The sequence below is a fragment of the Chryseobacterium sp. genome (genome assembly GCF_019236175.1).
In the GTDB taxonomy this organism is placed as follows: Bacteria; Bacteroidota; Bacteroidia; order Flavobacteriales; family Weeksellaceae; genus Chryseobacterium.
This window is the reverse complement of sequence record NZ_JAFAJM010000007.1, coordinates 38,599-64,215: the sequence shown is the minus strand read 5'-3', so window position 1 is coordinate 64,215 and position 25,617 is coordinate 38,599. Positions and strand designations below refer to the sequence as shown.

26 protein-coding genes are annotated in these 25,617 nt (G+C 37.9%); 24 read left to right on the top strand and 2 right to left on the bottom strand.

What is annotated here, in order from left to right:
- Positions 1-68 precede the first annotated feature (68 nt).
- The 20 genes from JO178_RS07180 to JO178_RS07085 all read left to right on the top strand — a co-directional run bounded on the left by JO178_RS07180 (position 69) and on the right by JO178_RS07085 (position 17,496).
- Entirely contained in the window at positions 69-647 is a 579-nt protein-coding gene (locus JO178_RS07180; protein WP_291933543.1) for a TetR/AcrR family transcriptional regulator, read from the top strand.
- A gap of 183 nt (positions 648-830) precedes the next feature.
- Positions 831-2,147: a phenylacetate--CoA ligase gene (locus JO178_RS07175; protein WP_291933540.1), complete on the top strand. Its 1,317-nt coding sequence runs from the start codon at positions 831-833 to the stop codon at positions 2,145-2,147.
- On the top strand, positions 2,147-3,232 hold the full coding sequence (locus JO178_RS07170) for a 2Fe-2S iron-sulfur cluster-binding protein (RefSeq protein WP_291933537.1): 1,086 nt from the start codon (positions 2,147-2,149) through the stop codon (positions 3,230-3,232). Before JO178_RS07175 ends, JO178_RS07170 begins: the two co-directional genes overlap by 1 nt.
- Positions 3,233-3,317: 85 nt before the next feature.
- Positions 3,318-4,256, top strand: a complete 939-nt coding sequence (gene paaA / locus JO178_RS07165) for a 1,2-phenylacetyl-CoA epoxidase subunit PaaA (RefSeq protein ID WP_047098169.1) — start codon at positions 3,318-3,320, stop codon at positions 4,254-4,256.
- A gap of 14 nt (positions 4,257-4,270) precedes the next feature.
- Complete coding sequence (gene paaB / locus JO178_RS07160; RefSeq protein WP_002981782.1) at positions 4,271-4,552, top strand: 1,2-phenylacetyl-CoA epoxidase subunit PaaB; 282 nt, start codon at positions 4,271-4,273, stop codon at positions 4,550-4,552.
- A gap of 77 nt (positions 4,553-4,629) precedes the next feature.
- Complete coding sequence (gene paaC / locus JO178_RS07155) at positions 4,630-5,379, top strand: 1,2-phenylacetyl-CoA epoxidase subunit PaaC (RefSeq protein WP_291933531.1); 750 nt, start codon at positions 4,630-4,632, stop codon at positions 5,377-5,379.
- Positions 5,380-5,395: 16 nt separating this feature from the next.
- The gene (gene paaD, locus JO178_RS07150; RefSeq protein ID WP_291933526.1) at positions 5,396-5,860 is read left to right on the top strand and encodes a 1,2-phenylacetyl-CoA epoxidase subunit PaaD; all 465 of its coding nucleotides are present in this window, start codon (positions 5,396-5,398) and stop codon (positions 5,858-5,860) included.
- Positions 5,861-5,994: 134 nt separating this feature from the next.
- Positions 5,995-6,795: an enoyl-CoA hydratase-related protein gene (locus JO178_RS07145; protein WP_291933524.1), complete on the top strand. Its 801-nt coding sequence runs from the start codon at positions 5,995-5,997 to the stop codon at positions 6,793-6,795.
- 82 nt (positions 6,796-6,877) lie between these two features.
- Positions 6,878-8,008, top strand: coding sequence for a 3-hydroxyacyl-CoA dehydrogenase NAD-binding domain-containing protein (locus JO178_RS07140; protein ID WP_291933522.1), 1,131 nt, complete (start codon positions 6,878-6,880; stop codon positions 8,006-8,008).
- A 26-nt stretch (positions 8,009-8,034) separates the two neighbouring features.
- Positions 8,035-8,262 (top strand): hypothetical protein, encoded by a 228-nt coding sequence (locus JO178_RS07135; RefSeq protein WP_291933521.1) that lies wholly within the window; start codon positions 8,035-8,037, stop codon positions 8,260-8,262.
- 25 nt (positions 8,263-8,287) lie between these two features.
- Complete coding sequence (locus JO178_RS07130) at positions 8,288-8,596, top strand: hypothetical protein (protein ID WP_291933519.1); 309 nt, start codon at positions 8,288-8,290, stop codon at positions 8,594-8,596.
- Positions 8,597-8,598: 2 nt separating this feature from the next.
- Complete coding sequence (locus JO178_RS07125; protein ID WP_291933518.1) at positions 8,599-9,012, top strand: hotdog fold thioesterase; 414 nt, start codon at positions 8,599-8,601, stop codon at positions 9,010-9,012.
- A 29-nt stretch (positions 9,013-9,041) separates the two neighbouring features.
- A complete protein-coding gene (locus tag JO178_RS07120; protein ID WP_291933516.1) occupies positions 9,042-9,737 on the top strand; it encodes a DUF6624 domain-containing protein in 696 nt (231 codons plus the stop codon).
- A 57-nt stretch (positions 9,738-9,794) separates the two neighbouring features.
- Positions 9,795-11,000, top strand: coding sequence for a 3-oxoadipyl-CoA thiolase (pcaF, locus tag JO178_RS07115; protein WP_291933514.1), 1,206 nt, complete (start codon positions 9,795-9,797; stop codon positions 10,998-11,000).
- 76 nt (positions 11,001-11,076) lie between these two features.
- The gene (locus JO178_RS07110) at positions 11,077-11,670 is read left to right on the top strand and encodes a transferase hexapeptide repeat family protein (RefSeq protein WP_129059257.1); all 594 of its coding nucleotides are present in this window, start codon (positions 11,077-11,079) and stop codon (positions 11,668-11,670) included.
- 85 nt (positions 11,671-11,755) lie between these two features.
- Positions 11,756-12,325 carry a transposase gene (locus JO178_RS07105; protein ID WP_291933510.1) on the top strand — a complete coding sequence of 190 codons (570 nt, stop codon included), beginning with the start codon at positions 11,756-11,758 and terminating at the stop codon, positions 12,323-12,325.
- A gap of 37 nt (positions 12,326-12,362) precedes the next feature.
- Positions 12,363-13,190 carry an alpha/beta hydrolase-fold protein gene (locus JO178_RS07100; RefSeq protein WP_291933508.1) on the top strand — a complete coding sequence of 276 codons (828 nt, stop codon included), beginning with the start codon at positions 12,363-12,365 and terminating at the stop codon, positions 13,188-13,190.
- Between the two features lie 114 nt (positions 13,191-13,304).
- Complete coding sequence (paaZ, locus tag JO178_RS07095; protein WP_291933506.1) at positions 13,305-15,800, top strand: phenylacetic acid degradation bifunctional protein PaaZ; 2,496 nt, start codon at positions 13,305-13,307, stop codon at positions 15,798-15,800.
- A 247-nt stretch (positions 15,801-16,047) separates the two neighbouring features.
- On the top strand, positions 16,048-16,791 hold the full coding sequence (locus JO178_RS07090; RefSeq protein ID WP_291933504.1) for a DUF4241 domain-containing protein: 744 nt from the start codon (positions 16,048-16,050) through the stop codon (positions 16,789-16,791).
- A gap of 18 nt (positions 16,792-16,809) precedes the next feature.
- A complete protein-coding gene (locus tag JO178_RS07085) occupies positions 16,810-17,496 on the top strand; it encodes an SMUG2 DNA glycosylase family protein (RefSeq protein ID WP_291933502.1) in 687 nt (228 codons plus the stop codon).
- Positions 17,497-17,581: 85 nt separating this feature from the next.
- Here the strand turns inward: JO178_RS07085 and JO178_RS07080 are convergent, their stop codons facing one another.
- The gene (locus JO178_RS07080) at positions 17,582-18,403 is read right to left on the bottom strand and encodes a T9SS type A sorting domain-containing protein (protein WP_291933501.1); all 822 of its coding nucleotides are present in this window, start codon (positions 18,401-18,403) and stop codon (positions 17,582-17,584) included.
- 33 nt (positions 18,404-18,436) lie between these two features.
- Positions 18,437-18,985, bottom strand: coding sequence for a tail fiber protein (locus tag JO178_RS07075; RefSeq protein WP_291933500.1), 549 nt, complete (start codon positions 18,983-18,985; stop codon positions 18,437-18,439).
- A 256-nt stretch (positions 18,986-19,241) separates the two neighbouring features.
- Between JO178_RS07075 and JO178_RS07070 the strand changes: the two genes are divergently transcribed.
- The 4 genes from JO178_RS07070 (at position 19,242) to JO178_RS07055 (ending at position 25,545) form a co-directional block, all read left to right on the top strand.
- The gene (locus JO178_RS07070) at positions 19,242-20,006 is read left to right on the top strand and encodes an enoyl-CoA hydratase/isomerase family protein (RefSeq protein ID WP_291933499.1); all 765 of its coding nucleotides are present in this window, start codon (positions 19,242-19,244) and stop codon (positions 20,004-20,006) included.
- 280 nt (positions 20,007-20,286) lie between these two features.
- Positions 20,287-23,235, top strand: coding sequence for a SusC/RagA family TonB-linked outer membrane protein (locus tag JO178_RS07065; RefSeq protein ID WP_291933497.1), 2,949 nt, complete (start codon positions 20,287-20,289; stop codon positions 23,233-23,235).
- Positions 23,236-23,253: 18 nt separating this feature from the next.
- Positions 23,254-24,753 carry a RagB/SusD family nutrient uptake outer membrane protein gene (locus JO178_RS07060; RefSeq protein WP_291933495.1) on the top strand — a complete coding sequence of 500 codons (1,500 nt, stop codon included), beginning with the start codon at positions 23,254-23,256 and terminating at the stop codon, positions 24,751-24,753.
- A 174-nt stretch (positions 24,754-24,927) separates the two neighbouring features.
- Entirely contained in the window at positions 24,928-25,545 is a 618-nt protein-coding gene (locus tag JO178_RS07055) for a hypothetical protein (protein WP_291933493.1), read from the top strand.
- Positions 25,546-25,617 lie beyond the last annotated feature (72 nt).

The following is a 25,617-nucleotide window of genomic DNA, read 5'->3' as shown; positions in this document are numbered from 1 at the left end:
ACTTTATCCTTTTTATGATGAAAAAAATAAGACTTTAAATCAGAATAACTATTTTTGCATTTTTACAGATGGAACTTAAAGAAAAACAAAGGAAAATATTAGACGTAGCAGTAGAACTTTTCAAAGAGAAAGGCTATATGGGAAGCTCTGTGAGAGATCTTGCTACTAAGCTTAATATCAAAGCTGCATCTTTGTATGCCCATATCCGTTCAAAAGAAGAAATTTTGGAATGGATCTGCTTTGGTATTGCTCAGGAATTTTTCGATGAACTTCAGGAAGTGAAAAATACAACGGCTGATCCTAAAGAAAAGCTTAATTTATTTCTGGATAAGCATTTATCCGTAGTCCTTAAAAATCGCGATGTTACTCATATTTATTCCATAGAATGGAGGCATCTTGAAGAAAGACTCCCGGAGTTTATAGAGCTTAGAAAAAATTATCAGCAGGAGGTTGAAGAATTGATCTCTGAAATTTATAAGGCTGAAAACTGGGAATTAAAATCACCGTCATTCACTACAAGGTTTATTCTTCATACCCTTAACAATTCCTATTTCTGGTTCAAAAGAAATAGCGATTCTACGGATGAAATTACCGATGAAATAAGAGATAAAATTCTTTTCGGTCTGCTGGGAAATCAAACAGTATAGTCTTTTTAACAAGACAGTATCACTAATCTTTACCGTACTACAGTCTATTTTATACCCCATACATTGTATCAATACATCAGGCTTTCTTATTTAGAACCATTCAAAATATGATAAAAGTCATAAAAATTTTGTCAGGTATCAAAATCTTTTTAAATTTACACCTAACAAATGTTAGTTAGTTTTATGGATTTTTCAGTTGAATATCTGGAGCTGGGTCAGTTGAGACAGCTTCAATCCGACCGGTTAACAAATTTGATGAGTTACCTGTGGGAAAAATCGGAGTTTTATAGAAGGAAATGTAAAGAATCAGGGATATCTCCGCAGGATATAAGGTCGATTGAGGATATTACTAAGCTTCCTATTACTTACAAACAGGATTTGAGGGATCATTATCCGTTTGGATTATTTACGGTTCCTAAAAATGAACTTCAGAGGATTCACTGCTCCAGCGGTACTACAGGAAAACCTACAGTGGTAGGATATACAAAAGAAGACGTAGGTCTTTTCAGTGAAGTGGTGGCAAGATCTTTATATGCAGCAGGGGCCAGACCGGGGATGCAGTTACATAACGCTTACGGATACGGAATTTTTACCGGCGGACTTGGGCTTCATTATGGTGCTGAAATGCTGGGAATGAGTGTTCTTCCTATTTCAGGAGGAATGACGGCCAGACAGGTGGATCTGATTATGGATTTTAAACCGGAAGTTATTTGCTGTTCACCATCATATGCACTGACTATTGCTGATGAATTTGCCAACAGAGGTATTTCAGCAGATGAAATAAGCCTTCGATATGCTGTTTTGGGTTCAGAACCCTGGACGGAAATTATCAGGGGACATATTGAAGAAAGGTTAGGGGTGCATGCGACCAATATTTACGGATTAAGTGAAATCATCGGCCCCGGAGTTTCTATGGAAGATTTTGAGGAAAAAGGAGGTTCCTATATTTGGGAAGATCATTTTTATCCTGAAATTTTAGATCCGGTTACCAAAAAACCGGTTCCGTTTGGAGAAGAAGGAGTGCTGGTTATTACGACTTTAACCAAAAAAGCAATGCCTCTGCTTCGCTACTGGACGAATGATATTACAAGCCTTTATTATGACGGAAATGCAAAGAGAACAATGGTGAAAATGAAACCTATTGTCGGAAGGGCAGATGATATGCTGATCGTAAGAGGAGTCAATGTATATCCCAGTCAGATTGAAGATGCTTTTTCTCATGTAAAAGGAGTTGTTCCTAATTATTATCTGACACCGATTGAAAAAGAACATATGTGTGTCGCATTGGATATCGATATCGAAATTGATGATGACCTTGTAAAATCTCAGAAAATACAGCCCAATACCGATGATTATTTTAATTTTGTCGGAAGCTTTGGAAAAAATATAGAAAACGAAATAAAAAAACGGGTAGGAATCACTACAAAAGTGAAAGTTCATGCCCAGGACAGTTTGCCGAAGTGCGAAGGTGGAAAAATTAATAGAATACTAAAAAAATAATGAATTCATTTTATAAACTTAAAACGGTTAAGGTTCAGAAAGATACGCCGGAAGCGGTGAATGTGGCGGTGGAAATTCCTGAAGAACTGAAAGACAAATTCAGATTCAAACAGGGACAATACCTTAATTTCCGAATGATGATCAACGGAAACGAGGAAAGACGTTCTTACTCTATCTGCAATGCTCCGAGTGAAAAAAGCAATACGCTGGAAGTGTTGGTTAAATTATTGGAAAACGGAAAAGTTTCAGGATATTTCAATGAACACCTTCATATGGATGAAATGCTGGAAGTAATGCCGCCGATGGGTGGTTTCAATACTTCTTATCATCCTACCAATGTAAAAACTTATGTTGGTCTGGCTGCGGGAAGCGGAATTTCCCCTGTTTTATCCAATATCAAGGAAAGCCTTTATCAGGAACCGAATTCAAACGCTTATCTGTTCTATAGTAACAGAAGTATGAATCACGTGATGAAAAAAGCTGAAATCGATAAACTGGTGGAACGTTTTAACGGAAGACTGAAAGTAATTTATTTAGTAAGCCGTGAAAAACATGAGGATCCGGTTTTTGAAGGAAGAATTTCTCCTGAAAAATTAGATCTGCTGTTTGAAAGATATGCGGATATTGATGTAAAAGAAGCTACTTATTTCATTTGCGGTCCATCAGAAATGATCAAAGGAATTGCAGATTATTTGAAAAAGGATAAAAAAGTACCGGCTATACAAGTATTATTTGAATACTTCACTGCTCCTGACGAAGAAAATACGGAGGAAATGAGTGATGAATTCAAAGCGATTGCCAATATTGAAAGTATGGTAACGGTGATCATTGATGATGATGAATATTCATTCCACCTTAATTCCAAAAAAGAGAGTATCTTAGATAAAGCATTGAAAGACAATCTTCCTGTACCTTTTGCTTGCAAAGGAGGAGTTTGTTGTACGTGTAAAGCGGAAGTTTTAGAAGGAGAGGTTTTTATGGAGAAAAACTACGCACTTACCGAAGATGAAGTAGCCAGAGGTTACGTTCTTACCTGTCAATGTCACCCGACAACGAATGTGGTGATGCTTAATTATGATGTTTAAAAATTAATGTAACAATGTAACAATTTACCAGTGCAACAATCATTGGTACATTGCTAGACTGATGCATTGCTAAATTGAAAAAATTATGGACTTAGAAAAATTTGTTCAATACGTTCACGAAGAAAATAAAGTAGAACCAAAAGATGTAATGCCTGATGATTACAGAAAATTACTGGTTCGTCAGATTTCACAGCATGCCCATTCTGAAATTGTAGGAATGCTGCCGGAAGCCAACTGGATTTCCAGAGCACCTTCATTGAGAAGAAAAATGGCTCTTTTGGCTAAAGTTCAGGATGAGGCAGGACATGGTTTATACCTTTATTCTGCTACTGAAACACTAGGAGATGGAAGTATCCGTGCAGACAGAGATGCTACTTATGATGATATGCTGGAAGGAAAAGCTAAATATTCAAGTATCTTCAACTACCCAACATTAAGCTGGGCTGATATTGGTGCCATTGGGTGGTTGGTTGATGGAGCAGCCATAATGAACCAAGTAATGTTGATGGGGAACTCCTATGGACCTTATTCAAGAGCGATGGTGAAGATTTGTAAAGAAGAATCTTTTCACCAAAGACAAGGATATGAGATTTTAATGGCACTTTGTCGTGGTACCAAGCAGCAGAAAGAAATGGCTCAGGCTTCGTTAAATCGTTTCTGGTGGCCGGCTTTAATGATGTTTGGACCAAACGATGACAGCTCACCAAACTCCAAGATCTCTATGAATTACAGAGTAAAAAGAGAAAGTAACGACAGCCTTCGTCAGAGATTTATTGATGTTACGGTTTCTCAAGCTGAATTCCTGGGATTAACGATTCCGGATAAAGACCTGAAATGGAACGAGGAAAGACAGCATTATGATTTCGGAGAACTTCCCTGGGATGAATTCATGGCCATTTTAAAAGGAAACGGACCCTGCAATAAAAAGCGTATCGAAACCAAAAGAAAAGCACAGAGAGAAAATTCCTGGGTAAAAGAAGCGGCGATAGCTTTTGCAGAGAAACAACAAAAAGAAGTAATATAATTTTCAAATTAATTATGGCAAATTTAGATATGTGGGAAGTGTTTATTCAAACTAAACCGGGATTATCTCACAAACACGTTGGAATTGTACAAGCGCCAACAGCAGAAATGGCTTTACAGAACGCAAGAGACGTGTATACAAGAAGAAAAGAAGGAACTTCTGTCTGGGTGGTTCCTAGTAAATATATAGTGACTTCGGAAGGAGTGGATAAAGAAGCTTTCTTTGATCCTGCTGATGATAAACTATATCGTCATCCAACTTTCTACGAGATTCCAAACGACGTAAAAAATATGTAATTAATCAGGATTTTAAGATATGAGCATCTCAGATGCTAGACTTTTTTGTCAATCTGAAATCTGAAATCTACTAAACAATGAACCCATTATATAATTATTTATTAAAACTAGCAGACGACAGTTTCATTATGGGACAGCGTTTGTCTGCATGGTGTGGTGAAGGGCCCTATCTGGAGGAAGATATTGCATTGACAAACATCGCGTTGGATGAATTAGGTCAGGCAAATAACTTGTATGTGTATGCTTCACGAGTAATCGACAACGGTAAAAGTGAAGACGATATCGCATTCTTAAGATATGAACACGAATATATCAATGCACACTGGACAGAACTTCCTAATGAAGATTATGCACAGACTATTCTTAAAGTCTATGTTTTCTCCGTGTATCAGAAACTGATGTATGAAGCATTGTCTCATTCTGCGGATGAAGAATTGTCTGCCATTGCACAGAAATCACTTAAAGAAGTAAGATATCACTATACCCATGCTTCTTCATGGATGAAGATCTTTGCTCAGGGAACAGAAGAGAGCCGTGAACGTCTGATTAATGCGATAGAAAATATCTGGGAGTATACTAAAGGATTATTTGCTAAGTCGGAAGGCGAAGATGATCTGGCCGTTTTGAATATTGTTCCAAATGTTGATGAACTTTACAAAGAGTTTATAGCCATTACGGAGAAGGATTTCCAAAGCTTCGGATTGGAATATCCAACGAATCCGTTTATGCAGCCAAAATCAAGAACAGGATATCATACCGAGTATTTCGGATTTATTCTTTGTGAGCTTCAGTACATGCAGAGAGCATATCCTGGATGTACGTGGTAAATTGGTGCATTTTTAAATGAAAAATCCTTTAGAAATATTAGAAATGGTTCCTGATCCGGAAATTCCGGTAATCAACATTGTTGAATTAGGTATTGTAAGAGAGGCGAAAGTGACAGGTGAGACTTCTGTTGAAGTGACGATAACCCCTACTTATTCTGCCTGCCCTGCGATGTTTACCATTGAGGAAGACATCATGAAGATCATGAAGGAAAACGGATGGGATGCCAAAGTAGTCACCAAGATGTTTCCGATCTGGACAACAGATTGGTTAACGGATGAAGCGAGAGAGAAACTTCGGGTATACGGAATCACACCTCCTGAAAAAGGAGCAGACGAACATCATATCGGGAAACCGAAAAAATGTCCGCGTTGTGGCTCTGAGCATACCAAACAGATCAGCAGATTCGGGTCTACATTGTGTAAGGCTTCTTACCAATGCCTAGACTGCCTGGAACCTTTTGATTATTTTAAATGCCACTAAAATTAAGGTAATACTATGACAATGTATCAGTTTGCCTATTTGTTTGGTGCAGCATTATAATTGTTAGATTGGTAGACTGGTAGATTGTTACATTATAACTAAATTAGGGGAATAAAATCATAAAAATCAAAACTATGTATACACAACTCGATATTGAAACGCATTTTGACGGGAAACTCAAAATCGCTTATCTTAATCAGCCGGAAACAATGAACGCCCTTACAAAGCCGGCTCTGTCAGATCTGAAAGACTTTGTAAAGGAATGTAGCAATGATGAGACGGTAAGATGCGTTGCCATTTCCGGAAGAGGAAGAGCATTTTGTTCCGGCCAGAATCTGGATGAAGCCTTTGTTACAGGTAAAGAGCACCATGATCATGATATCATCAGAAAAATTGTGGTAGATTATTACAATCCTTTAGTTACTGAAATTACACATTGTAAAAAACCTGTTATTGCATTGGTAAACGGACCAGCGGTAGGAGCAGGAGCTATGCTGGCTCTGATCTGTGATTTCGTACTGGCCAACAACAAAGCGTATTTTGCTCAGGCATTTTCAAATATCGGATTGATTCCTGATACAGGAGGAACTTATTTCTTACCGAAGCTTTTAGGTAGACAGCTGGCAAACTATTTGGCCTTTACCGGTAAAAAATTATCTGCTGAAGAATCCAAATCTTACGGTCTTGTTGCTGAAGTTTTCACTGAAGAAGAGTTCGGGCCCAAGTCAATGGAAATTCTTGAGAAAATGGCTAATATGCCAACCGCAGCCCTGAAGCTGACGAAAAAAGCATTTGCCCATTCTTACACCAATACCCTGAAAGAACAATTGGAACTGGAAGGAGATCTTCAGCAGGAAGCTGCAGAAACAGAAGACTTCATAGAAGGTGTAAATGCCTTTTTACAAAAAAGAAAACCTGATTATAAAGGAAGGTAAAATCCGTATTAATGTATTCCTGTACAATGTATTAATGATTGTACAGGAGTACATTTTACATTAATACATTGTACAGATAAAAATGAATATCGGAATTATCGGGGCAGGAACCATGGGGGTAGGAATTGCCCAGGTTGCTGCAACTGCAGGATGCAAAGTCGTCTTATTTGATGCGAATGCTCCACAAATTGATAAAGCCCTCTCAGGCTTAGAAAAAACACTTCAGAAGCTGGCTGAGAAAGGTAAGATTTCTCAGGAAAAAGCGACAGAAATCAGAAATAATATCGTTAAAGGAGAAGCCTTACAGGATTTAAAAGATTCTGAACTGGTTATCGAAGCGATTATTGAAAACAAAGACATTAAAACGAAAGTTTTTACCGAACTTGAAACCTACGTTTCAGAAAACTGTATCATCAGTTCCAATACCTCATCCATTTCTATTACCTCTTTGGGCGCAGAACTAAAGAAACCGGAGCGTTTCATCGGGATCCATTTCTTTAATCCCGCTCCGCTGATGCCTTTAGTAGAAGTGATTCCTTCTTTATTAACAGAAAAAACATTAGCAGATAAAATTTACAGCCTCATGAAAGAATGGGGGAAAATACCTGTTATTGCCAAAGATATTCCGGGCTTTATTGTCAACAGAATTGCCCGCCCTTATTATGGTGAAGGATTAAGAATTGTGGAAGAAAATAGGGCCACACCGGAACAGGTAGATGAAGCTATGAGAACACTCGGGAATTTTAAAATGGGACCTTTTGAATTAATGGATCTTATCGGAGTGGATGTAAACTTTGCCGTAACAACTACTGTCTACAAAGACTATTTCTACGATCCGAAATATAAACCGTCCTTACTCCAGCAAAGAATGGCAGAAGCGAAACTTCACGGCCGAAAAACCGGAAAAGGGTTCTATGATTACACGGAAGGTGCCGAGAAACCAGCTGCTGAAAAAAATGATACACTGTATCAGCAGATCTTTTTAAGAATCATTTCCATGCTGATTAATGAGGCTGTTGAAGCCAAAAGATTAGGCATTGCCAATGATGAAGATATCGAACTGGCCATGCAGAAAGGAGTAAACTATCCGAAAGGATTATTAAGCTGGGGAAAAGAAATCGGATATTCAAAAATATCGGAAACCCTGCAAAACCTTTACGGGGAATATCAGGAAGAACGATACAGACAGAGCCCGTTATTGAGAAAATTATAATTGATGAGTCGCTAATTTATTTTATAATGAGCAGATCAAGAAGAAAAACTCCAATAACTGGAGTTACCACTGCGGATACCGAAAAAGAAAATAAGCGAAAAGCCAACAGAAAATTAAGAAGGTTGAATAGAATTAAAATTCATAAAGGAGATTTTAATTTGTTTCAAGTAAGAGAAATATCAAATGTATGGGAGTTTGATAAGGATGGTAAACATTACTTAAAAGATCCTGTTAAAAGATATTTAACAAAATAATAAAGAAAATAGAGATCGTATTTTCATGAATATAGAGGAATTCAGAGCGGAGCTGGAAACGAGGCTTTTAATAGAGAAAGAATATTTAATTCAGGAAGCTTCTTCTGTGAATGATGAGGAAAGACTCGAATTACTCGGGAAGTTTAATGAGAAATACAGGACGTTAATCAATAGATTGGCGAATGAAAACGGGATAGATTTACAAGCTTCATATGAAACTGAAAATTCATCTGGTGCCGGAAGTCTTTCATATGAACAAATCATCCTGGGTAAAACCATGAGTGTGTATGATAGGTTATCAGACGAACTCTATGAAGAAATAATAAACGTATAGAAATGAATCCGAGACAAGTCGCAGATTATATGCTCAATCAGGATTATTTTTCCCAATGGATGAATATCAGAATGATTGAAGTAAAAGAGAATTATTGTTTAATTGAAATGCCTGTTAAAAAGGAAATGCTGAACGGGCTTAAAACAGTGCATGGAGGTGTAACTTTTGCTTTCGCAGATTCAGCACTCGCATTTTCATCCAATAATACAGGGGATGCTGCCGTGGCTTTAAACTGTGTTATTAATTTTACCAAAGCAGGAAAAGAAGGGGATCTCTTCAGAGCAGAAAGTATTTTGGTGAATGATACCAGAAAAACAGCAGTTTACGATATTAAAATTACCAACCAGCATAATGAGCTGATTGCCAAGTTTGTCGGAACAGTTTATAAAATCGGGAAAAAAGTGATCGAGTTATAAAATACCGGCCAACCACCAGATTAATCAAAATGAGAAAAATATTTTTATTGCTTTTCGGAATTTCAACCTTGCTGACGAGTGCTCAGCAGAAAGAGAACGAAGCTTTGAAAAAAGAGCTCGATGGGATTATGAAGGTGGATCAGGGATATAGAATGCTTTTTGATTCCGGGATAAGTCCGGAAAAAAAAGATCGGTTATTGGCAGAACTGAATATTGACAAAGAAGAGTTTGAAAAGAAAAGCTGGAAATTGGTTGCTGAGCATGATAGTATAAACATGCAGAAGATTGAACACATTATCTCTCAATACGGCTATCCTGGTAAAACACTCGTAGGAGAACCTACAAATCAGGCAGCATGGTATGTAATTCAGCATTCGAAAAATATTGGAAAATATCTGCCTCTTATCAAAGAAGCGGGCAAAAAGAATGAAATTCCGTTGATATGGGTTGCCATGATGGAAGACCGATATCTGATGTATGAGAATAAAGAGCAGATCTACGGAACACAGGGAAAGGGTGAAATGACCAAAGATAAAGAAGGAAAACAGATTTTTATCAGTTTTATATGGCCTATCCGGGATCCCCAAAATGTTAACAAAAGAAGAAAAGAAGCAGGATTTGATTCTACCGTTGAAGAAAATGCCAAAAGAATGTTTGGAAAAGATTTCCAATATGAGCCTTATACATTGAAGCAAGTCTTAGAATTAAGAAATAAAAATAAATAGAAAAGCTAATGAGATCACTTTCAAAAGATCTCATTCTCAAATTTTCAAATTACAATTATGAACAACGTATACATTATAGACTATGTCAGAACTCCCATCTCAAAATTACAGGGAGGTTTATCAGAAGTAAGAGCAGATGATCTGGCAGCCATTGTAATCAAAGAAGTAGTTGCCAGAAACCCTAATGTTCCTGTTGAAGAAATCGAAGACGTTATTTTCGGATGTGCCAATCAGGCAGGTGAGGATAACAGAAACGTAGCCAGAATGGGACTTTTGCTGGCAGGACTTCCCTATACAATCGGAGGTGAAACTGTTAATAGACTTTGTGCATCGGGAATGTCTGCCGTAGCTAATGCATTCCGTTCCATTGCTGCCGGAGAAGGTGAAATTTATATTGCCGGCGGAGTAGAGCATATGACCCGTTCTCCATATGTCATGTCAAAACCAAGTGCTGCTTTCGGAAGAGACAGCCAGATGTATGATACCACTTTCGGATGGCGTTTTATCAATCCGAAAATGAAAGAAATGTATGGCGTTGACGGAATGGGAGAAACTGCTGAAAACTTAGCAGATATGCATCAGATCAACAGGGAAGATCAGGATAAGTTTGCACTCTGGTCTCAGCAAAAAGCTACAAAAGCACAGCAAAGCGGAAGACTGGCAGAAGAAATCGTAAAGGTTGAAATTCCACAGAGAAAAGGCGATCCTGTTATTTTTGAAAAAGATGAGTTTATTAAACCAACATCTTCTATGGAAGGGTTAGGAAAACTTCGTCCTGCATTCAGAAAAGAAGGAACTGTAACAGCCGGAAATGCTTCAGGAATGAATGATGGAGCTGCTGCCCTGATTTTGGCAAGTGAAGAAGCTGTAAAAAAATATGGTCTTACCCCAAAAGCTAAAATTTTAGGTTCTTCCGTAGCAGGAGTAGAACCGAGAATTATGGGAATCGGACCGGTAGAAGCAACTCAGAAATTATTGAAAAGATTGAATCTTTCTCTCGAGGATATAGACATCATTGAACTCAATGAGGCGTTCGCAGCACAGGCACTTGCAGTGACAAGAAGCTTAGGATTGAAAGATGATGATGCAAGAATAAATCCAAACGGAGGTGCTATTGCTATTGGTCACCCACTGGGAGTTTCCGGAGCCAGAATTATTGGTTCTGCAGCCATGGAACTTCAGAAGCAGGATAAAAAATATGCATTGTGTACGCTTTGTATCGGAGTGGGACAGGGATATGCAATGGTCATTGAAAAAGTATAACTCATTTAACAAGAAATCAGATTTCAGATGTTAGACTGTAGAAGGTCTGATACCTGAAATCTAAAATCCAATAAATATGAACATCTACTCATACCACGGAATCCGTCCCATCATAAAACCTTCTGCCTATATTCATCCGCAGGCGGTGATTATAGGGAATGTAGAAATAGGTGAAGAAGTATATATAGGTCCGAATGCTGTAATACGCGGAGACTGGGGAAAAATTATCATTAAAGACGGAGCCAATGTACAGGAAAACTGTACGCTTCATGTCTTTCCGAATATTGAGACTATTCTGGAAGAATCTGCTCATATCGGCCACGGCGCGATCATCCATTCCGGGCATATTGGAAAAAATTGTTTGATCGGAATGAATTCTGTCGTGATGGACAAAGCCTATATCGGAGACGAAAGTATTGTCGGTGCACTGGCTTTTGTTCCTGCCAACTTCAGATGTGAGCCCAGAAAACTGATTGTTGGGAGCCCCGCAAAAATTATCCGTGATGTTTCTGATGAAATGATCCATTGGAAAACAGAAGGAACCAAATTGTATCAGGAATTGGCAAGGGAAGGAAAAGAAGCCATTTTACCTTGCGAACCATTTACCGAATATGTTCAGCAGACTCCTACAAAAATTGTGGATTACAGTATTTGGGATGATGTAAAATAAAAAATATTGTAGTTGTCTAAACCTTATAGGTTTTTAAAACCTATAAGGTTTGAACACACCAAAATAAGCACAAAATGAAAAATAAATGGGTAATAATACAGACAGTTTTGAGTGCGGGTATGTCTATCACATATATTCCCACGCTAATGGAAAAGATTTGATTTTCCGTGAAGAAGAAAATTATCAGTACTTTTTAAATAAATTATTGAAGTATATTACCCCTGTTGCGGATATTTATGCTTATTGTTTATTACCAAATCATTTTCATTTACTGGTAAGATTTAAAGAAGTTAATGAAAATGACCATAAGTATTTTATGAAACCTTTTAGTAATCTATTGAATGCTTATGCTAAAGCCTATAACAAAAGATATAATAGGAGAGGTGCTCTTTTTCTTGACTTTTTGAAACGTAAAAAAGTTAATGATGAAAAGTATCTGACTAAGGTGGTTCATTATATTCATAACAATCCCATAAATCATGGTTTTGTAAATGATATTAACCAATGGAAATACACATCATACAGTTCATATACTAATTTATCTAAGCCTAGTAAATTAGAGAGAATGCAAGTGATGGAGTATTTTGATACAACAGAAGGTTTTATTCAATATCATACTTCTAATGTAGAATATGATTTTATGGATTTAGAATAAAAATTTCTAAAACTAAACTTGAAGATAAAAATTAAATATGATTAAGAAAATTGCTCTTGTATGCAGCATGATGTTGGCGGTAAACTATACAGTTTCAGCACAGACTGTTACTACAAAACCGCTTACGATAGGAGAAGTGAGGACTATTAAGTCTAAAACATTGAATGAGGAAAGAACATTAAACATCTATCTTCCTCAGAATTTTGATAAAGCAAAAGCTTACCCAATTATCTATCTTTTGGATGGAAGTATGAATGAAGATTTTATCCATGTTTCAGGATTGGTGCAGTTCTTTAATCAGATGTATTCCATGCCAGAGACCATTGTGGTGGGAATTGCCAATATAGACAGGAAAAGAGATTTTACTTTTCATACAGATTTAAAAGATCTGCAGAAAGACTATCCTACAACAGGACATTCTGATAAATTTCTTACTTTTTTTGAAAAAGAACTGAAGCCTTATGTGGAAAGTCAGTTTAAAACAACAGATAAATATCTGTTTGGACAATCTCTTGGAGGGCTTTTAGCAACAGAGATTTTATTGAAAAAGCCTGAAATGTTCAATAATTATTTTATCATCAGCCCAAGTTTATGGTGGGATGATGAAAGCCTTTTAAAGCAAGCACCGCAATTACTTTCAAAATCTGGAGATACTAAAAAATTCGTTTATGTTTCTGTTGGAAAAGGAGAACATCCAGTAATGGTAAAAGACGCGCAAGATCTTTATGATGTTTTGAAAAAAGCAGGAAAAAAAAACTGGACAGTAGAATATAAAATGATGGAAACAGACAACCATGCCACTATTCTTCACAGAAGCTTATACGAAGGATTATTGAAATTGTTTCCGTATCAGGAACCGAAATAAATTATAAGTGTAACAATATACCACTGTAAAAATGTAACAATTATTTTCATGCCGAATGCAAGAGGTATTTATTGGAAAACTGTTAGATGGATACATTGTTAAATTAAATTCTATATGGAAAAATTAAAAAATTATATCTACGGACAATGGGTGGAGGGTACCGGAACAGGAATTCCTTTGTACAACGCCGTTACAGGAGAACAGGTAGCTGTTTCTGATACAGAAGGGCTTAATTTTGAACAAGCACTGGATTATGGTAGAACAGTAGGATATAAAAACCTTTCTTCAATGACTTTCTACGATCGCGGTGAGATGCTGAAAAAAGTAGCGCTTTACCTGTTAGAAAGAAAGAAAAAATATTACGAATTATCTTATAAAACAGGAGCTACCCATGTTGATTCATGGGTGGATATTGAAGGAGGTTTCGGAACTTTCTTTACCTACTCGGGACTGGCGAAAAGAATGCTTCCCAATACTCCGTTCTGGGTAGATGGTGATACGCAGAAGATTTCTGCTAACGGAACTTTCCTGGGAACTCATATCTTAACACCAAGCGAAGGGGTTTCTGTACAGATCAACGCTTACAACTTTCCTGTTTGGGGAATGTTGGAAAAGTTATCCACATCATTGTTGGCAGGAGTGCCGTCGATTGTGAAACCGTCTCCATTCGGATCATATCTTACCAATGCCGTGTTTCAGGATATGATTGAAAGCGGAATTTTACCGGAAGGAGCCATCCAGCTGGTATGTGGAGAACCCGGAAATATTCTGAATTATGTACAGGATGGAGATTCTGTGCTATTCACAGGTTCCGCACATACAGGGCGTAAATTGAAATCACTTCCGTCTGTTGCGGGAAATGCCGTTCGTTTTAATATGGAAGCAGATTCGTTGAACTGTTCCATCCTTGGATTAGAAGCAAAACCGGGAACTCCCGAATTTGACTTATTCATTAAAGAAGTCCGTAATGAGATGACCACAAAAGCTGGTCAGAAATGTACAGCAATCAGAAGGATTATTGTTCCTGAACATTTCATCGGGGATGTACAGAATGCTTTATCCAAAGCTTTAGATCAGACAAAGATCGGAAACCCGCTAAGCAGAGAAACTAAAATGGGCTCTTTGGTTGGAAAACAGCAATATGATGAGGTGCTGAGAAAAGTAAATATGCTGAAAGCAGAAACAGAGCTTGTGTACGACGGAAAGCAGGAGCTTGTAGATGCAGATTATGAAAAAGGAGCATTTATGAGTCCAAAGCTATTCCTGAACGATAAGCCATTCGAAAAAAATATCTCTCATGATGTAGAAGCTTTCGGGCCGGTATCTACATTAATGCCTTATAAAGATGCTGAAGAAGCGGCAGCTTTGGCAAAAAGAGGAAAAGGAAGTTTGGTGGGATCTATTATTTCTCATGATGAAAACTTTATTGCGGAGACTTCATGGAAAATGGCTTCTCAGCACGGAAGAATCTTTGTCCTAAACAGAGACAATGCAAAAGAAAGTACAGGACACGGCTCGCCACTTCCGACATTAATGCACGGAGGACCAGGTAGAGCAGGTGGTGGTGAAGAAATGGGAGGTCTGAGCGGTCTTCATTTCTTCTTGCAGAAAACAGCCATTCAGGGGTCGCCGGATGTTCTGAAAGCGATTACTAAAATTTATCAACAAGGAGCAGAGAAAAAATTCTCGGACAAGCATCCTTTTCAAAAATATTTTGAAGAAGTTGAGGTCGGAGACTCATTAGAAACTGCCGGAAGAACAGTAACAGATGCTGATATTGTCAACTTTTCAAACGTTTCATGGGATCATTTCTATGCCCATACGGATGCTACAAGTTTATCGGGAACTATCTTTGATAAGACCGTAGCTCACGGATATTTTATCCTTTCGGCGGCAGCAGGATTATTTGTATCAGGAAAAAAAGGACCTGTTATTGCCAACTATGGACTGGAAGAATGCAGCTTCTTCAAACCTGTATATGCAGGAGATACTATTACGGTGTATTTGACTGCCAAAGAAAAAATCAACAGAGGCGTAAAAGGAAGAAATATTCCTTCCGGTGTGGTGAAGTGGCTTGTTGAAGTTGTCAACCAAAGAGATGAGGTCGTTTGCGTAGCTACGATTTTAACCTTGGTCGCCAAACAATCTCCTTTCATTGATCTGAATGTGAAAAATGTACAGAAAATATTGAGCGGATTGACAGAAAATACACCTTCTCAATGGGGTAAAATGTCACCACAACAAATGATTGAACATCTTAATCAGGCACTATTGGTAAGTCTGGGAGAGCCTGAAGCAGAAAAATGTTTTACTCCGGAAGAACATCTGGAAAAATGGCAGGATTCTCTTTACAACCACAGAGCAATGCCTAAAGAATTTACAGCTCCGTTCCTTCCGCAGGATGGTTCACTTCCGGAACTTATCCACAAAAATCTGGAAACCGCAAAACAATCATTCATCGATAACCTGAAGAAATTTGTGATCTATTACAAAGAAAATCCGCAGGCAGAACATATGAATTACGTTTTTGGGAAACTGAATAAAGAAATGTGGGAACTGATGCACAAAAAACATTTTACGCATCACTTTGAACAGTTTGGATTGATTTAATTCCAAAATAAAATTTAAATGTAAAGTCCCTTTCACTGAATGGGACTTTTTCATTTCTACCATCTGCCATACCCTGTCAGGACTTTGAACCCTGACAAGCATGAGGACAGACTAAGCAGGCTGTCCGGTCAATTAAAATAATATTTCAGGTTTAAATTTTTATTAAATCCTGATAACTTCCTTTTTCCGTGTTCCGGTTTTCATCTCAAAATACTATCTTTAAACTTCAATCATAAAATAAAAAATCATGAATGAAAGCTGGATGAAACAATGGGGAGAACTAAAAGACGTTCTTATTTCTCCTGTCGATATTGAAACATATTTTACTTCCGATGAAATTATGGAGCAAAAAATGGAGGTTATGGAAATAGGAAATGTTTCGCTGCCTTCAGGAAAAGTAATCGTTAGAGATCCTCTGGCCTATCTTAACCAGGAGGAACAACCTTATTTTACCGAAGTGCCTAAAGGAAACTTCCCCGTAACGATTGCCGTAGCCAAGCTTGAAGACTGGGGAGATCGATATGCCGCTGTAAAAGTAGAATTTACCAAAGAGAAGCCGGTTATTTACCGGGAAGCATTAATAGGGATTGAAAATATTGAAAATGCCAATGAAGACGAATTTTTTGGATTTAATGTTGATGCCGGTTTAGGTTGTATTACCGACCCTGAAGTAGTTCCCTATGTAGATAAGTTTATTGCAGAACTGGAGGTGGATAATATTTATGATGATTATTTTGCAGAGCTATTTGCAAAAAACTATAAAGAAAACCCTAGAAACCAGAGGGATTTAGGAGACTGGATTAGCTGGAAAGTTCCGAATACGGAGTATTATATTCCCATTTTTGCCAGCGGAGTGGGAGACGGCGTATATCCGGTTTACTTTGCGTATGATAAACAGGATCAGCTGTGTGGTTTATATATTCATTTTATAGATATTGAATTAGAGTTCTCAGCATATGATGAAGACGAGGATGATGAGCTTCTTGACTAAGGAATTAAAATAATTTTAATGAATAAAACTTTTGCTGATCAGGTCATTGCTTTCAATAAAAATCTGAAGTATTCCGGAGCGCTTCCGGAAGGTTTTGATGTACTGAATCCGTATCTGGATAACCCTGAGACCATGACAGTCATGCAAAAGTTTTATCATAAGTATTATAATGATTCAAACAGGAGAAAATTCATTATAGGAATTAACCCCAGCCGGAACGGAGCCGGTGTTACGGGAGTTCCGTTTACCGATACCAAAAGACTGGAAAGTGTATGCGGAATCAAAATGGAATCCGCTCATACCCATGAAGTATCTTCAGTTTTTGTATATGATATGATTGCGGACTATGGCGGCGCAGATCTTTTCTATAAAGATGTTTATATCAATTCCCCGTTTCCTCTGGCCATTGTAAGGAAAACGAAAACCGGTTTGCTTAATGCCAATTATTATGATGACAGAAAGTTGTTTGATGCCGTAAAAGATTTTATGATAGCGTCTTTAAAACAACACATCAGTCTTAATCTGGATACCTCCGAAGTCTTTATCCTGGGAAAAAAGAATGCCGATTTTATTTCAAAACTGAATAAAGAGGCAAAATTATTTGATATCATGACTGTCCTTGAACATCCAAGGTATATCCAGCAATACAAATCGAAAGAAAAACAGGGGTTCATTGATAAATATATTCTGGCGCTGAAAAAATAAAAATCCCCTGGTTATTAATAACCAGAGGATGATCATTCATGTATTAGAATCTTTATAGAAATGATTTGCGGAGCGTATAAAAAAATTATTTTTTAATCACTTTAGTAGTTCCAGAAGAGGTTTTGACAAAATAAACTCCCTGAGGTAATTCCGAAATATCCATCTCGTTTATCCCTTTTTTCACCGGTATGTTTTTTAACATTTTACCGTCCTGACTGTAAATCTGAGCCTCTGAAGCCCGATCTGCCTGAATGGTAAATGGCCCGTTGGTTGGATTGGGATAAATACCCTGATCTTTTTTTATGTTTTTAGTTTCTGATGTTCCCAGTACAATGTTGCTGTCCTTTACCCATGTAAAAGCATCCAGCCCAATGTAATAATAGTTGCCTCCTAAAGTAAGTTGCAGCTGGTCGATAACAATATTCGAATAATTCTGCCCGTTAAGATTGGTTAAATCAATAAGAGTATATCCGTTTGTACTGCCAAGGTTGGTTGCAAAGCCAGTGGTCTTTGTGGAGGTAAATTTGGTCACGCCACTTAATTTTCCTGTTACAGTCAATGTTCCTGAAGTATTCGGATTAGAAAACCGGTCTGCTACATATACCCAGAAACGGTTTACTTTAAATAGGTTGGAAGTTGTCTTAATACTAAAGGAAGCGGATGCGGGGCCTACCCCTGCGGTATTATCAATATACCGGTTGTCATTGGCTGTTCCGCTCCATCCTGTATTGGGGAAATTCACGATAACAAACGTGGAAACATGCGAGATAATATTGAAAGTGACTCCGTTATCCGTAAAGCTGCTACTTCCCGGAGATTCAGTTTCAAAAGTCTCTGTACTGGTCTGCCCAAATGAAAAAATTGAAATGAGCAGACTACACATAATAAAAAAGGTAGTGCTTTTCATGATTTCTGTTTTAAATTTAGAGGTTGATAAAGTTTAATCTCGTGGAGGGTAAATACCTTCTGCGCAGATGATATAGTTGAGTCCCAGATAGGGAGGCATATTGTTCATCGGAATACTTTGCCCCGTAAATGAGATGGCTTTGGAATTAATAGTGGTGTCAGGATCCGCATCTATAAAGCTTGGAACCGGATCAAAATTTCTGCCGTTAGGGATTCCTGAAATAGCGAGCGATGAGTTGGCTGAAGGAGTGACGCTGTTTGCGTTCTGGTTTTTTACTTTAAGCTGGAACCCTGCTCCGATACTTGGCAGGTTTGTGGCCAGAATAGTGTTTTGGGTGGTTCCTGAAACAATACCTAAAGGGTAGTTTTCATTAGTACTCACACTTCCTGCTCCAAGAGCCATTCTTCCTTTAAGGTTAGGAAGGGCAAATGTGGTTCTTCCGTCGCCGCCATAAGTGGTTCCTAAAATAGAAAATAATGCGGAGTTACTAGCAATACTAAGTAATCTTCCATCGCAGAACATCCAGCCTCTAGGGGCAAAGTTGCCTGCAAATAACTTTACAATTCCAATGTATTCTTCCATGGTCAATAAATTTTTCAGTTTAAATTTTCCTACTCTTTTTTCCGGCTTTTCGGAGACTGCCGTTGGTTTTAATTAGCTAGGTCAAAGGAACGATATATTAGAAGTTGGAAGTAGAGTAGAAAATACCAAATTTTACCATCCGTATTTCTACGTAGTGGCAGGAAAAAAAGAAGTTTTAAAAATATAATTTATCAGCTTTAAGTTTCTCTGAACGAGCTGTATTTCGTATTTTTGTGAGAATCCAATTAAAATAAAAATGAACGAATTCGTAGCATCAGAAATTACAAATAATATTGCCGAAATTACTTTCGGAACACCAAAAAGTAACTCCCTTCCGGGAGCCGTTTTAGAAAAATTAGCCCAAACCATTTTAGAAGAAGGGGCTAAAGATGAGGTAAAGGCTATACTGGTAAAAAGTGAAGGTGAAAAAGCATTTTGTGCAGGGGCAAGCTTTGACGAGCTTTTAGCAATTGACGAGCTGGAGGCCTCTACGAAATTTTTTGGTGGTTTTGCCAAGGTTTTAAATGCGATGAGAAACTGCGGAAAAATTGTCGTAGTAAGAGTTCAGGGAAAAACAACAGGAGGAGGAGTTGGAATTGCATGTGGCGCCGATTATTGTTTTGCAACTAAAGATTCTGCATTGGCACTCACTGAAATTAACCTGGGTATTGGCCCTTTTGTAATTGGTCCGTATGTAGAAAGAAAAATAGGAAAATCACAGTTTTCCGCTATGGCTATTGATGCTGATTTCAGATCGGCAGACTGGGCAGAGCAACACAATATTTACCATTCCGTTTCAGACAGTATACAGGAAATGGATGAACAGCTCGGGAAATTTTTACAGACGCTGGCTTCAAGAAGCAGCGAGGCATTAGCCCTGATTAAAAAAGTTTCATGGGAAGGGACAGATCATTTCAATGAATTGATGCCGGCAAGAATTCATATGAGCGCAAGTCTGATTCTGGAAGATTCTGCCAAGAAAAATATACAGGCAATTAAAGAAAGATTAAGAGTTAAATAATTTCATATTTTTTTAAGATATAAAGCCATTGATTTAGTTCAATGGCTTTTTTTGTTGATTTTTATTTTGATAATTTGTTATTATTTTAACGTTTTTTAATATAAATATTTTTCTTTTTTAAGTGAGTTATTTATTTATGTTAATATTTTTAACATAAAAACGCTTATTAACTAAATATTATTATATCATTATGTATTTTTTCATTAAATGAAGTTTTTTATTGTTTTTTAATAATATTTAATACATATATTTGCGATCACACTGTTAAATTTAGTTAAATATGAGAATGAAGTTATTAATGAGTACTGCTGTGATGTTCTTTATCGGGGGGCATCTGGTGGAAGCTCAAAAAGTAAAGCGCGATACCACGTCCTCGGAGACCAAGATCGATGAGGTAGTGGTGGTTGCCTACGGAAGCCAGAAAAAGGAAACTTTGGTGGGTTCCAATACCGAAATTAAAGCAAAACAATTTGCAGATCGTCCCATATCAAGTATCGGACAGGCAATTGACGGAGCAAGTGCCGGTGTTAAGGTAAGTACCGGTACCGGCCAGCCCGGGAGTTCGCCAAGTATTCAGATTCGTGGAATAGGTTCTTACGGAATTACTACCCAACCCTTATACGTAGTAGACGGAACGGTATATACCGGATCTCTGGCAGCGATTAATCCTAGTGATATCGCTTCTTTCAATATCCTGAAAGATGCTGCATCCACTTCACTTTATGGTTCTGCCGCTGCCAATGGGGTGATTTTAATTACCACAAAATCAGGTAAAAAAGGAAAAGATTCTTTTAATTTCAATATGAGTACCGGTGCCGTAGGACGTGCAATTCCTGAATATGACCGGGTAAACGCTTATCAGTATTATCCTTTGATTTGGGAGGCGTTGAGAAACGGAAGAATGACATCAGTTCCTGGTACATCACTTGCAGATGCCAATGCTTATGCTTCTGCACAGCTGATTCCCGGAGTTCTGAAAACAAATATTTTTAATGTTGCCGATAATCAATTGGTTATCGACGGGATCTTAAATCCCAACGCCCAAATGAAATATACCGATTTGGATTGGCAGAAACCATTGATAAAAACCGGATTCAGACATAATTATGAGTTGAATTACAGTGGCGGAAGCAATACGACTACTTATTTTACTTCAGTAGGGTATACCAATGAGACAGGATATCTTATCAAATCGGATTTTGAAAGATTTACGGCAAGATTAAAACTAGATTCCCAGGTTAAAAGCTGGATGAAATTAGGAACCAGTATCAGTGGTGTGGCTTCTAATGGAAACAACTCCGTTGAAGGCGTAGATAATAATTCTGCCTATATCAATCCATACAGATGGACAAGAACAATGGGACCTATTTACAGCCCTTATGCACACGATCCTAAAACATTTGCCAATCTGTATGATAACGCAGGAAATATAATGTACGATGCGGGAAGTGCAAGAGGAGCTGATGCCGCTGCAGGAAGAAATGTTATTCAGGAAACCCTTCTGAATAAAGATCTTTCTAAGAACTATTATATCATTTCAAGAGCTTATGCTGAATTTAAAGTAGATCCTTATCTTACATTGACTACTAATGTCGGGTATGACATAAGAAATAACAGACGAAGCACTTATGGTAATAAAATTATCGGGGACGCGGCACCCGGAGGGTCAGCTGAAAAATACAGTTTTACTGAGCAGACTTTTACATGGAACCAGCTCCTGAATTATAAAAGAAAATTCGGTAACCATAATTTCGAATACCTTTTAGGACATGAGAACTATAAGTTTACTTATGAATATCTGTATGGCTATAAAAAAGGACAGACTGTAGATGATAATGATGAACTGATCAACTTTGTAACACCTGCCTCACTTACTTCACGTACAGATAATTACAGAAAAGAAAGTGTATTCTCAAGATTGAATTATGATTATAAATCAAAATATTTACTTTCAGGATCCATTCGTTGGGATGCTTCTTCAAGATTCAGTAAAGATGTAAGATGGGCGTCATTCTGGTCTGTGGGTGCAGGTTGGAGAGTGAAAGGAGAAGATTTCTTAACCAACTCCAGTCTTATCAGTGATTTGAAACTTAGAGCTTCTTACGGTCAGGTAGGGAATGACAGAACAGACAGTTACTATATGTATAAAAGTACCTATAACCTGGGCTATAACAATGCTCAGGAGCCTGGAATACTTTTTGGCTTTTTAGCTGATCCTTCTATTACCTGGGAAACAAATAAACAGACAGATCTCGGGATAGATTTCGGATTCTTTAATAACAGAATTAGCGGGTCTGTAGAATACTACAACAGAATTACTTCAGATTTGATTTTCCCTGTTCCTATTCCGGTATCTTCAGGAGTTCCTGATAATACAATCAATAGAAATATCGGAACCATGTACAATCGCGGATTTGAATTCACTGTAAATGCTGATGTTATCAGAACCCCAAGTTTTACATGGAGTTTAAATGTAAATGCTTCAACCCTTAAAAATCAAATCACAGCACTTTCAGACGGAATCTCTGAGTTTATCAACGGAACGAAGAAGATTTCAGTAGGACATTCTGTTTATGATTATTGGTTAAGACAATGGTATGGAGTGGATCCGGCAGACGGTGCCCCTCTGTTTTTAGTAGCTGATGCCTATGCTAATACAACAGCTTCAGATATCAGAACGATAAATAATACTAAAGTAACTACCAATTTTAATAAAGCTAAGTATGATTATTCGGGTACGGCGATTCCTGATCTTTTCGGTAGCTTCGGAACATCAATCAGCTATAAGCAATGGTCTTTCTCTGCCATGTTTACTTACCAGCTGGGAGGCAAAACTTATGACTCCAACTATGCAGCGCTTATGTCCAGTTATTCTCAGGGAGGAGCTTTAAGCACGGATATTCTGAACAGATGGACGACTCCGGGGCAGGTGACGGATGTACCGGCACTCAATTCGTCAACCTATACAAGTTCGAATGCAGCTTCTTCAAGATGGCTTGTAAGCTCGGATTTCATTACATTCAGACAAGCTACTTTAAGCTATAGTTTCAGTCCGGAAATTTTATCTCAGCTTGGATTATCAGGGCTAAAGATTCTGGTTTCAGGTGAAAACTTATGGAGTAAGACAGCCAGAAAAGGTTTAGAACCCGCTCAGGCATTTAACGGAACAACTACCAACAGATATACTCCGGCAAGAATTGTTACTATAGGATTCAACGTATCATTTTAAAAATTAAGTATGAAAAATATGAAAAAGCAATATATAAAATGGGCTGTAGTACTTTCATCAGTCTTCACAACAATGGTATCATGTCAAAGTGACTATCTGGAAACAGACCCTACCACAGCAGTTTCTGAAGATGCAGCCTATTCAAGCGCATCTAATCTGGCTGCCATTATCAACGGAATGCATAGAGATATGTATTACAGACAAAATGACAGCCAGGGGCAAAACGGAGAAGGAGGAATTATGATTATGATGGATGCTCTTGCCGATGACCTCGTATTTCCTTCTACCGGAAATGGATGGTACATTACAACAGTCAGATGGCAGGATCAGGTGAATGAAAACGGATCGAATGATTTTTATCCGTATCAGTTCTATTATGCTCTTATCAGAAATGCCAATCTGGTTATCGCCAATGGACCTAAAGTTCCGGTGGTAGATGCTTCAGACGCCGGTACCATTAAGGTGGCTATAGGAGAAGCTTACGCATTCAGAGCATTCTGTTATTATATGCTGGTTCAGATCTATGGAAAAAGGTATGTGCCGGGTACGGTGAACAGCCAGCTCGGGGTTCCTCTAAGATTAGCGGCTAATGAAGCACCATTAGCCAGAAATACAGTCGAAGAAGTATATACCCAGATTAACAGCGACCTGAATGAAGCTGCGTCGAGACTTGCAGGAAGTAAGAGAGCTACAAAATCACATTTTGATGATAAAGTGATTTTGGGATTAAAAGCCAGAATAGCTTTGACACAAGGAAATTATACGGAGGCTGTAGCAGCTGCTAAGTCTGCTCGCGTAGGGTTTAATCTGATGGATAATGCTGCATATACTGCAGGATTTAATAACCTGGCAGGAAATAATGAATGGATGTGGGGGGCTACTATTATTGCAGACCAGGGAGATTCGTTCTCGAATTTTGGGGCGTATATGTCCAGAAATTTTAATTCCACCAATATCCGTCAGTCTCCTAAAGCGATTAATAACAAGTTATTCCTGTTGTTTCCTTCTACGGATATAAGAACTAAGAATTTTGATCCTACCGGAGCTCATACTGCATTGGGATTGCCTTCTACTTATGCTAAGTTTCCTTATACAAGTCAGAAATTCCTTGCTGCCAGTCAGGCAGACAGCAGGGTAGATGTTCCTTATATGAGAGCTGCGGAAATGTACCTTATTGAGGCAGAAGCCTTGGCAAGGCTCGGAAATGAAGCTGATTCAAAGGTAGCTTTCAACCTGTTTACGAAAAACAGAAACCCTTCTTATACCGGAAGTGTAAATACCGGTGCTGCTTATCTTACGGAAATTCTTAACAGCAGAAGACTAGAATTATGGGGTGAAGGTTTCAGATTCTTAGACCTGAAGAGACTTAATCAGGGATTAGACAGAACGGGAGCCAATCATTCTTCAGTTGTTACCAATAACGTGATGACAGTTGCCAATACAGATCCGCGATGGGAATTCCTGATTCCGAGAGCTGAGATTAATGCTAATCCTCTGATTGTTCAGAACCCATTATAAATATATCACATAAACAGATTTTAATAATAATAAGATGAGGCCTCTGCTTTTTAGCAGGGGTCTCTTTTTATGAAACTAATTCTGTTCCGGGGTGATGAGATTCCGGAAATATTTTTAGAATATTAATTGCAGATTTCAATATTTATTTTAACTTTGTAATTCAAAGTTCTTTTTATGGATGCGAAAAACTATCACGAAGATTTATCTCATATACGTTCTATGATGGAGCGATCTTCCCGATTCATTTCTTTAAGCGGATTATCCGGAGTAGTAGCAGGAGTCACAGCTCTTCTGGGCGCCGGATATGTATACTATGCTATGGAAAGAGAAAAAGTGAGCTATATAAGCGGAAACAGAATTGCATATACATCCTCTTTGGTTCAGGAATTGATCTTGACAGGTATTATTGTTCTGATTATAGCGGTCTTCAGCGGTTATATTTTTACCGCCAATAAAAGTAAAAAGAAAGGATTGAAAATATGGGATGCCACAACAAAACGTCTTTTGGTAACTTTTGCTGTTCCATTGGCAGCCGGTGGACTTTTCTGCGGAGCACTTATCATCCATGAACTTTTCGTCTGGATAGCTCCTGTAACATTGATTTTTTATGGGCTGGCTTTAGTAGGTGCAGAACGATATACGCTTCCGGATGTAAAATATCTGGGATACTGCGAAATGGCGTTGGGATTAATTGCTGCATTTATTTTAGGGTGGGGATTGTTCTTCTGGTCTGTAGGATTCGGGGTTTTGCATATTGTTTACGGCCTTATTATGCACAAAAAATATAAATAAACTAAATTTGCAATTCTTTACCATTTAGATTCTGCAATCTGTAGCCTGAAACAGACAGCTTATGACCGTATT

Coding starts and splice junctions, on each gene's coding strand:
- JO178_RS07180 (WP_291933543.1), top strand. CDS start 69: ATGGAACTTAAAGAAAAACAAAGGAAAATATTAGACGTAGCAGTAGAA.
- JO178_RS07175 (WP_291933540.1), top strand. CDS start 831: ATGGATTTTTCAGTTGAATATCTGGAGCTGGGTCAGTTGAGACAGCTT.
- JO178_RS07170 (WP_291933537.1), top strand. CDS start 2,147: ATGAATTCATTTTATAAACTTAAAACGGTTAAGGTTCAGAAAGATACG.
- paaA (WP_047098169.1), top strand. CDS start 3,318: ATGGACTTAGAAAAATTTGTTCAATACGTTCACGAAGAAAATAAAGTA.
- paaB (WP_002981782.1), top strand. CDS start 4,271: ATGGCAAATTTAGATATGTGGGAAGTGTTTATTCAAACTAAACCGGGA.
- paaC (WP_291933531.1), top strand. CDS start 4,630: ATGAACCCATTATATAATTATTTATTAAAACTAGCAGACGACAGTTTC.
- paaD (WP_291933526.1), top strand. CDS start 5,396: ATGAAAAATCCTTTAGAAATATTAGAAATGGTTCCTGATCCGGAAATT.
- JO178_RS07145 (WP_291933524.1), top strand. CDS start 5,995: ATGTATACACAACTCGATATTGAAACGCATTTTGACGGGAAACTCAAA.
- JO178_RS07140 (WP_291933522.1), top strand. CDS start 6,878: ATGAATATCGGAATTATCGGGGCAGGAACCATGGGGGTAGGAATTGCC.
- JO178_RS07135 (WP_291933521.1), top strand. CDS start 8,035: ATGAGCAGATCAAGAAGAAAAACTCCAATAACTGGAGTTACCACTGCG.
- JO178_RS07130 (WP_291933519.1), top strand. CDS start 8,288: ATGAATATAGAGGAATTCAGAGCGGAGCTGGAAACGAGGCTTTTAATA.
- JO178_RS07125 (WP_291933518.1), top strand. CDS start 8,599: ATGAATCCGAGACAAGTCGCAGATTATATGCTCAATCAGGATTATTTT.
- JO178_RS07120 (WP_291933516.1), top strand. CDS start 9,042: ATGAGAAAAATATTTTTATTGCTTTTCGGAATTTCAACCTTGCTGACG.
- pcaF (WP_291933514.1), top strand. CDS start 9,795: ATGAACAACGTATACATTATAGACTATGTCAGAACTCCCATCTCAAAA.
- JO178_RS07110 (WP_129059257.1), top strand. CDS start 11,077: ATGAACATCTACTCATACCACGGAATCCGTCCCATCATAAAACCTTCT.
- JO178_RS07105 (WP_291933510.1), top strand. CDS start 11,756: ATGGGTAATAATACAGACAGTTTTGAGTGCGGGTATGTCTATCACATA.
- JO178_RS07100 (WP_291933508.1), top strand. CDS start 12,363: ATGATTAAGAAAATTGCTCTTGTATGCAGCATGATGTTGGCGGTAAAC.
- paaZ (WP_291933506.1), top strand. CDS start 13,305: ATGGAAAAATTAAAAAATTATATCTACGGACAATGGGTGGAGGGTACC.
- JO178_RS07090 (WP_291933504.1), top strand. CDS start 16,048: ATGAATGAAAGCTGGATGAAACAATGGGGAGAACTAAAAGACGTTCTT.
- JO178_RS07085 (WP_291933502.1), top strand. CDS start 16,810: ATGAATAAAACTTTTGCTGATCAGGTCATTGCTTTCAATAAAAATCTG.
- JO178_RS07080 (WP_291933501.1), bottom strand. CDS start 18,403: ATGAAAAGCACTACCTTTTTTATTATGTGTAGTCTGCTCATTTCAATT.
- JO178_RS07075 (WP_291933500.1), bottom strand. CDS start 18,985: ATGGAAGAATACATTGGAATTGTAAAGTTATTTGCAGGCAACTTTGCC.
- JO178_RS07070 (WP_291933499.1), top strand. CDS start 19,242: ATGAACGAATTCGTAGCATCAGAAATTACAAATAATATTGCCGAAATT.
- JO178_RS07065 (WP_291933497.1), top strand. CDS start 20,287: ATGAGAATGAAGTTATTAATGAGTACTGCTGTGATGTTCTTTATCGGG.
- JO178_RS07060 (WP_291933495.1), top strand. CDS start 23,254: ATGAAAAAGCAATATATAAAATGGGCTGTAGTACTTTCATCAGTCTTC.
- JO178_RS07055 (WP_291933493.1), top strand. CDS start 24,928: ATGGATGCGAAAAACTATCACGAAGATTTATCTCATATACGTTCTATG.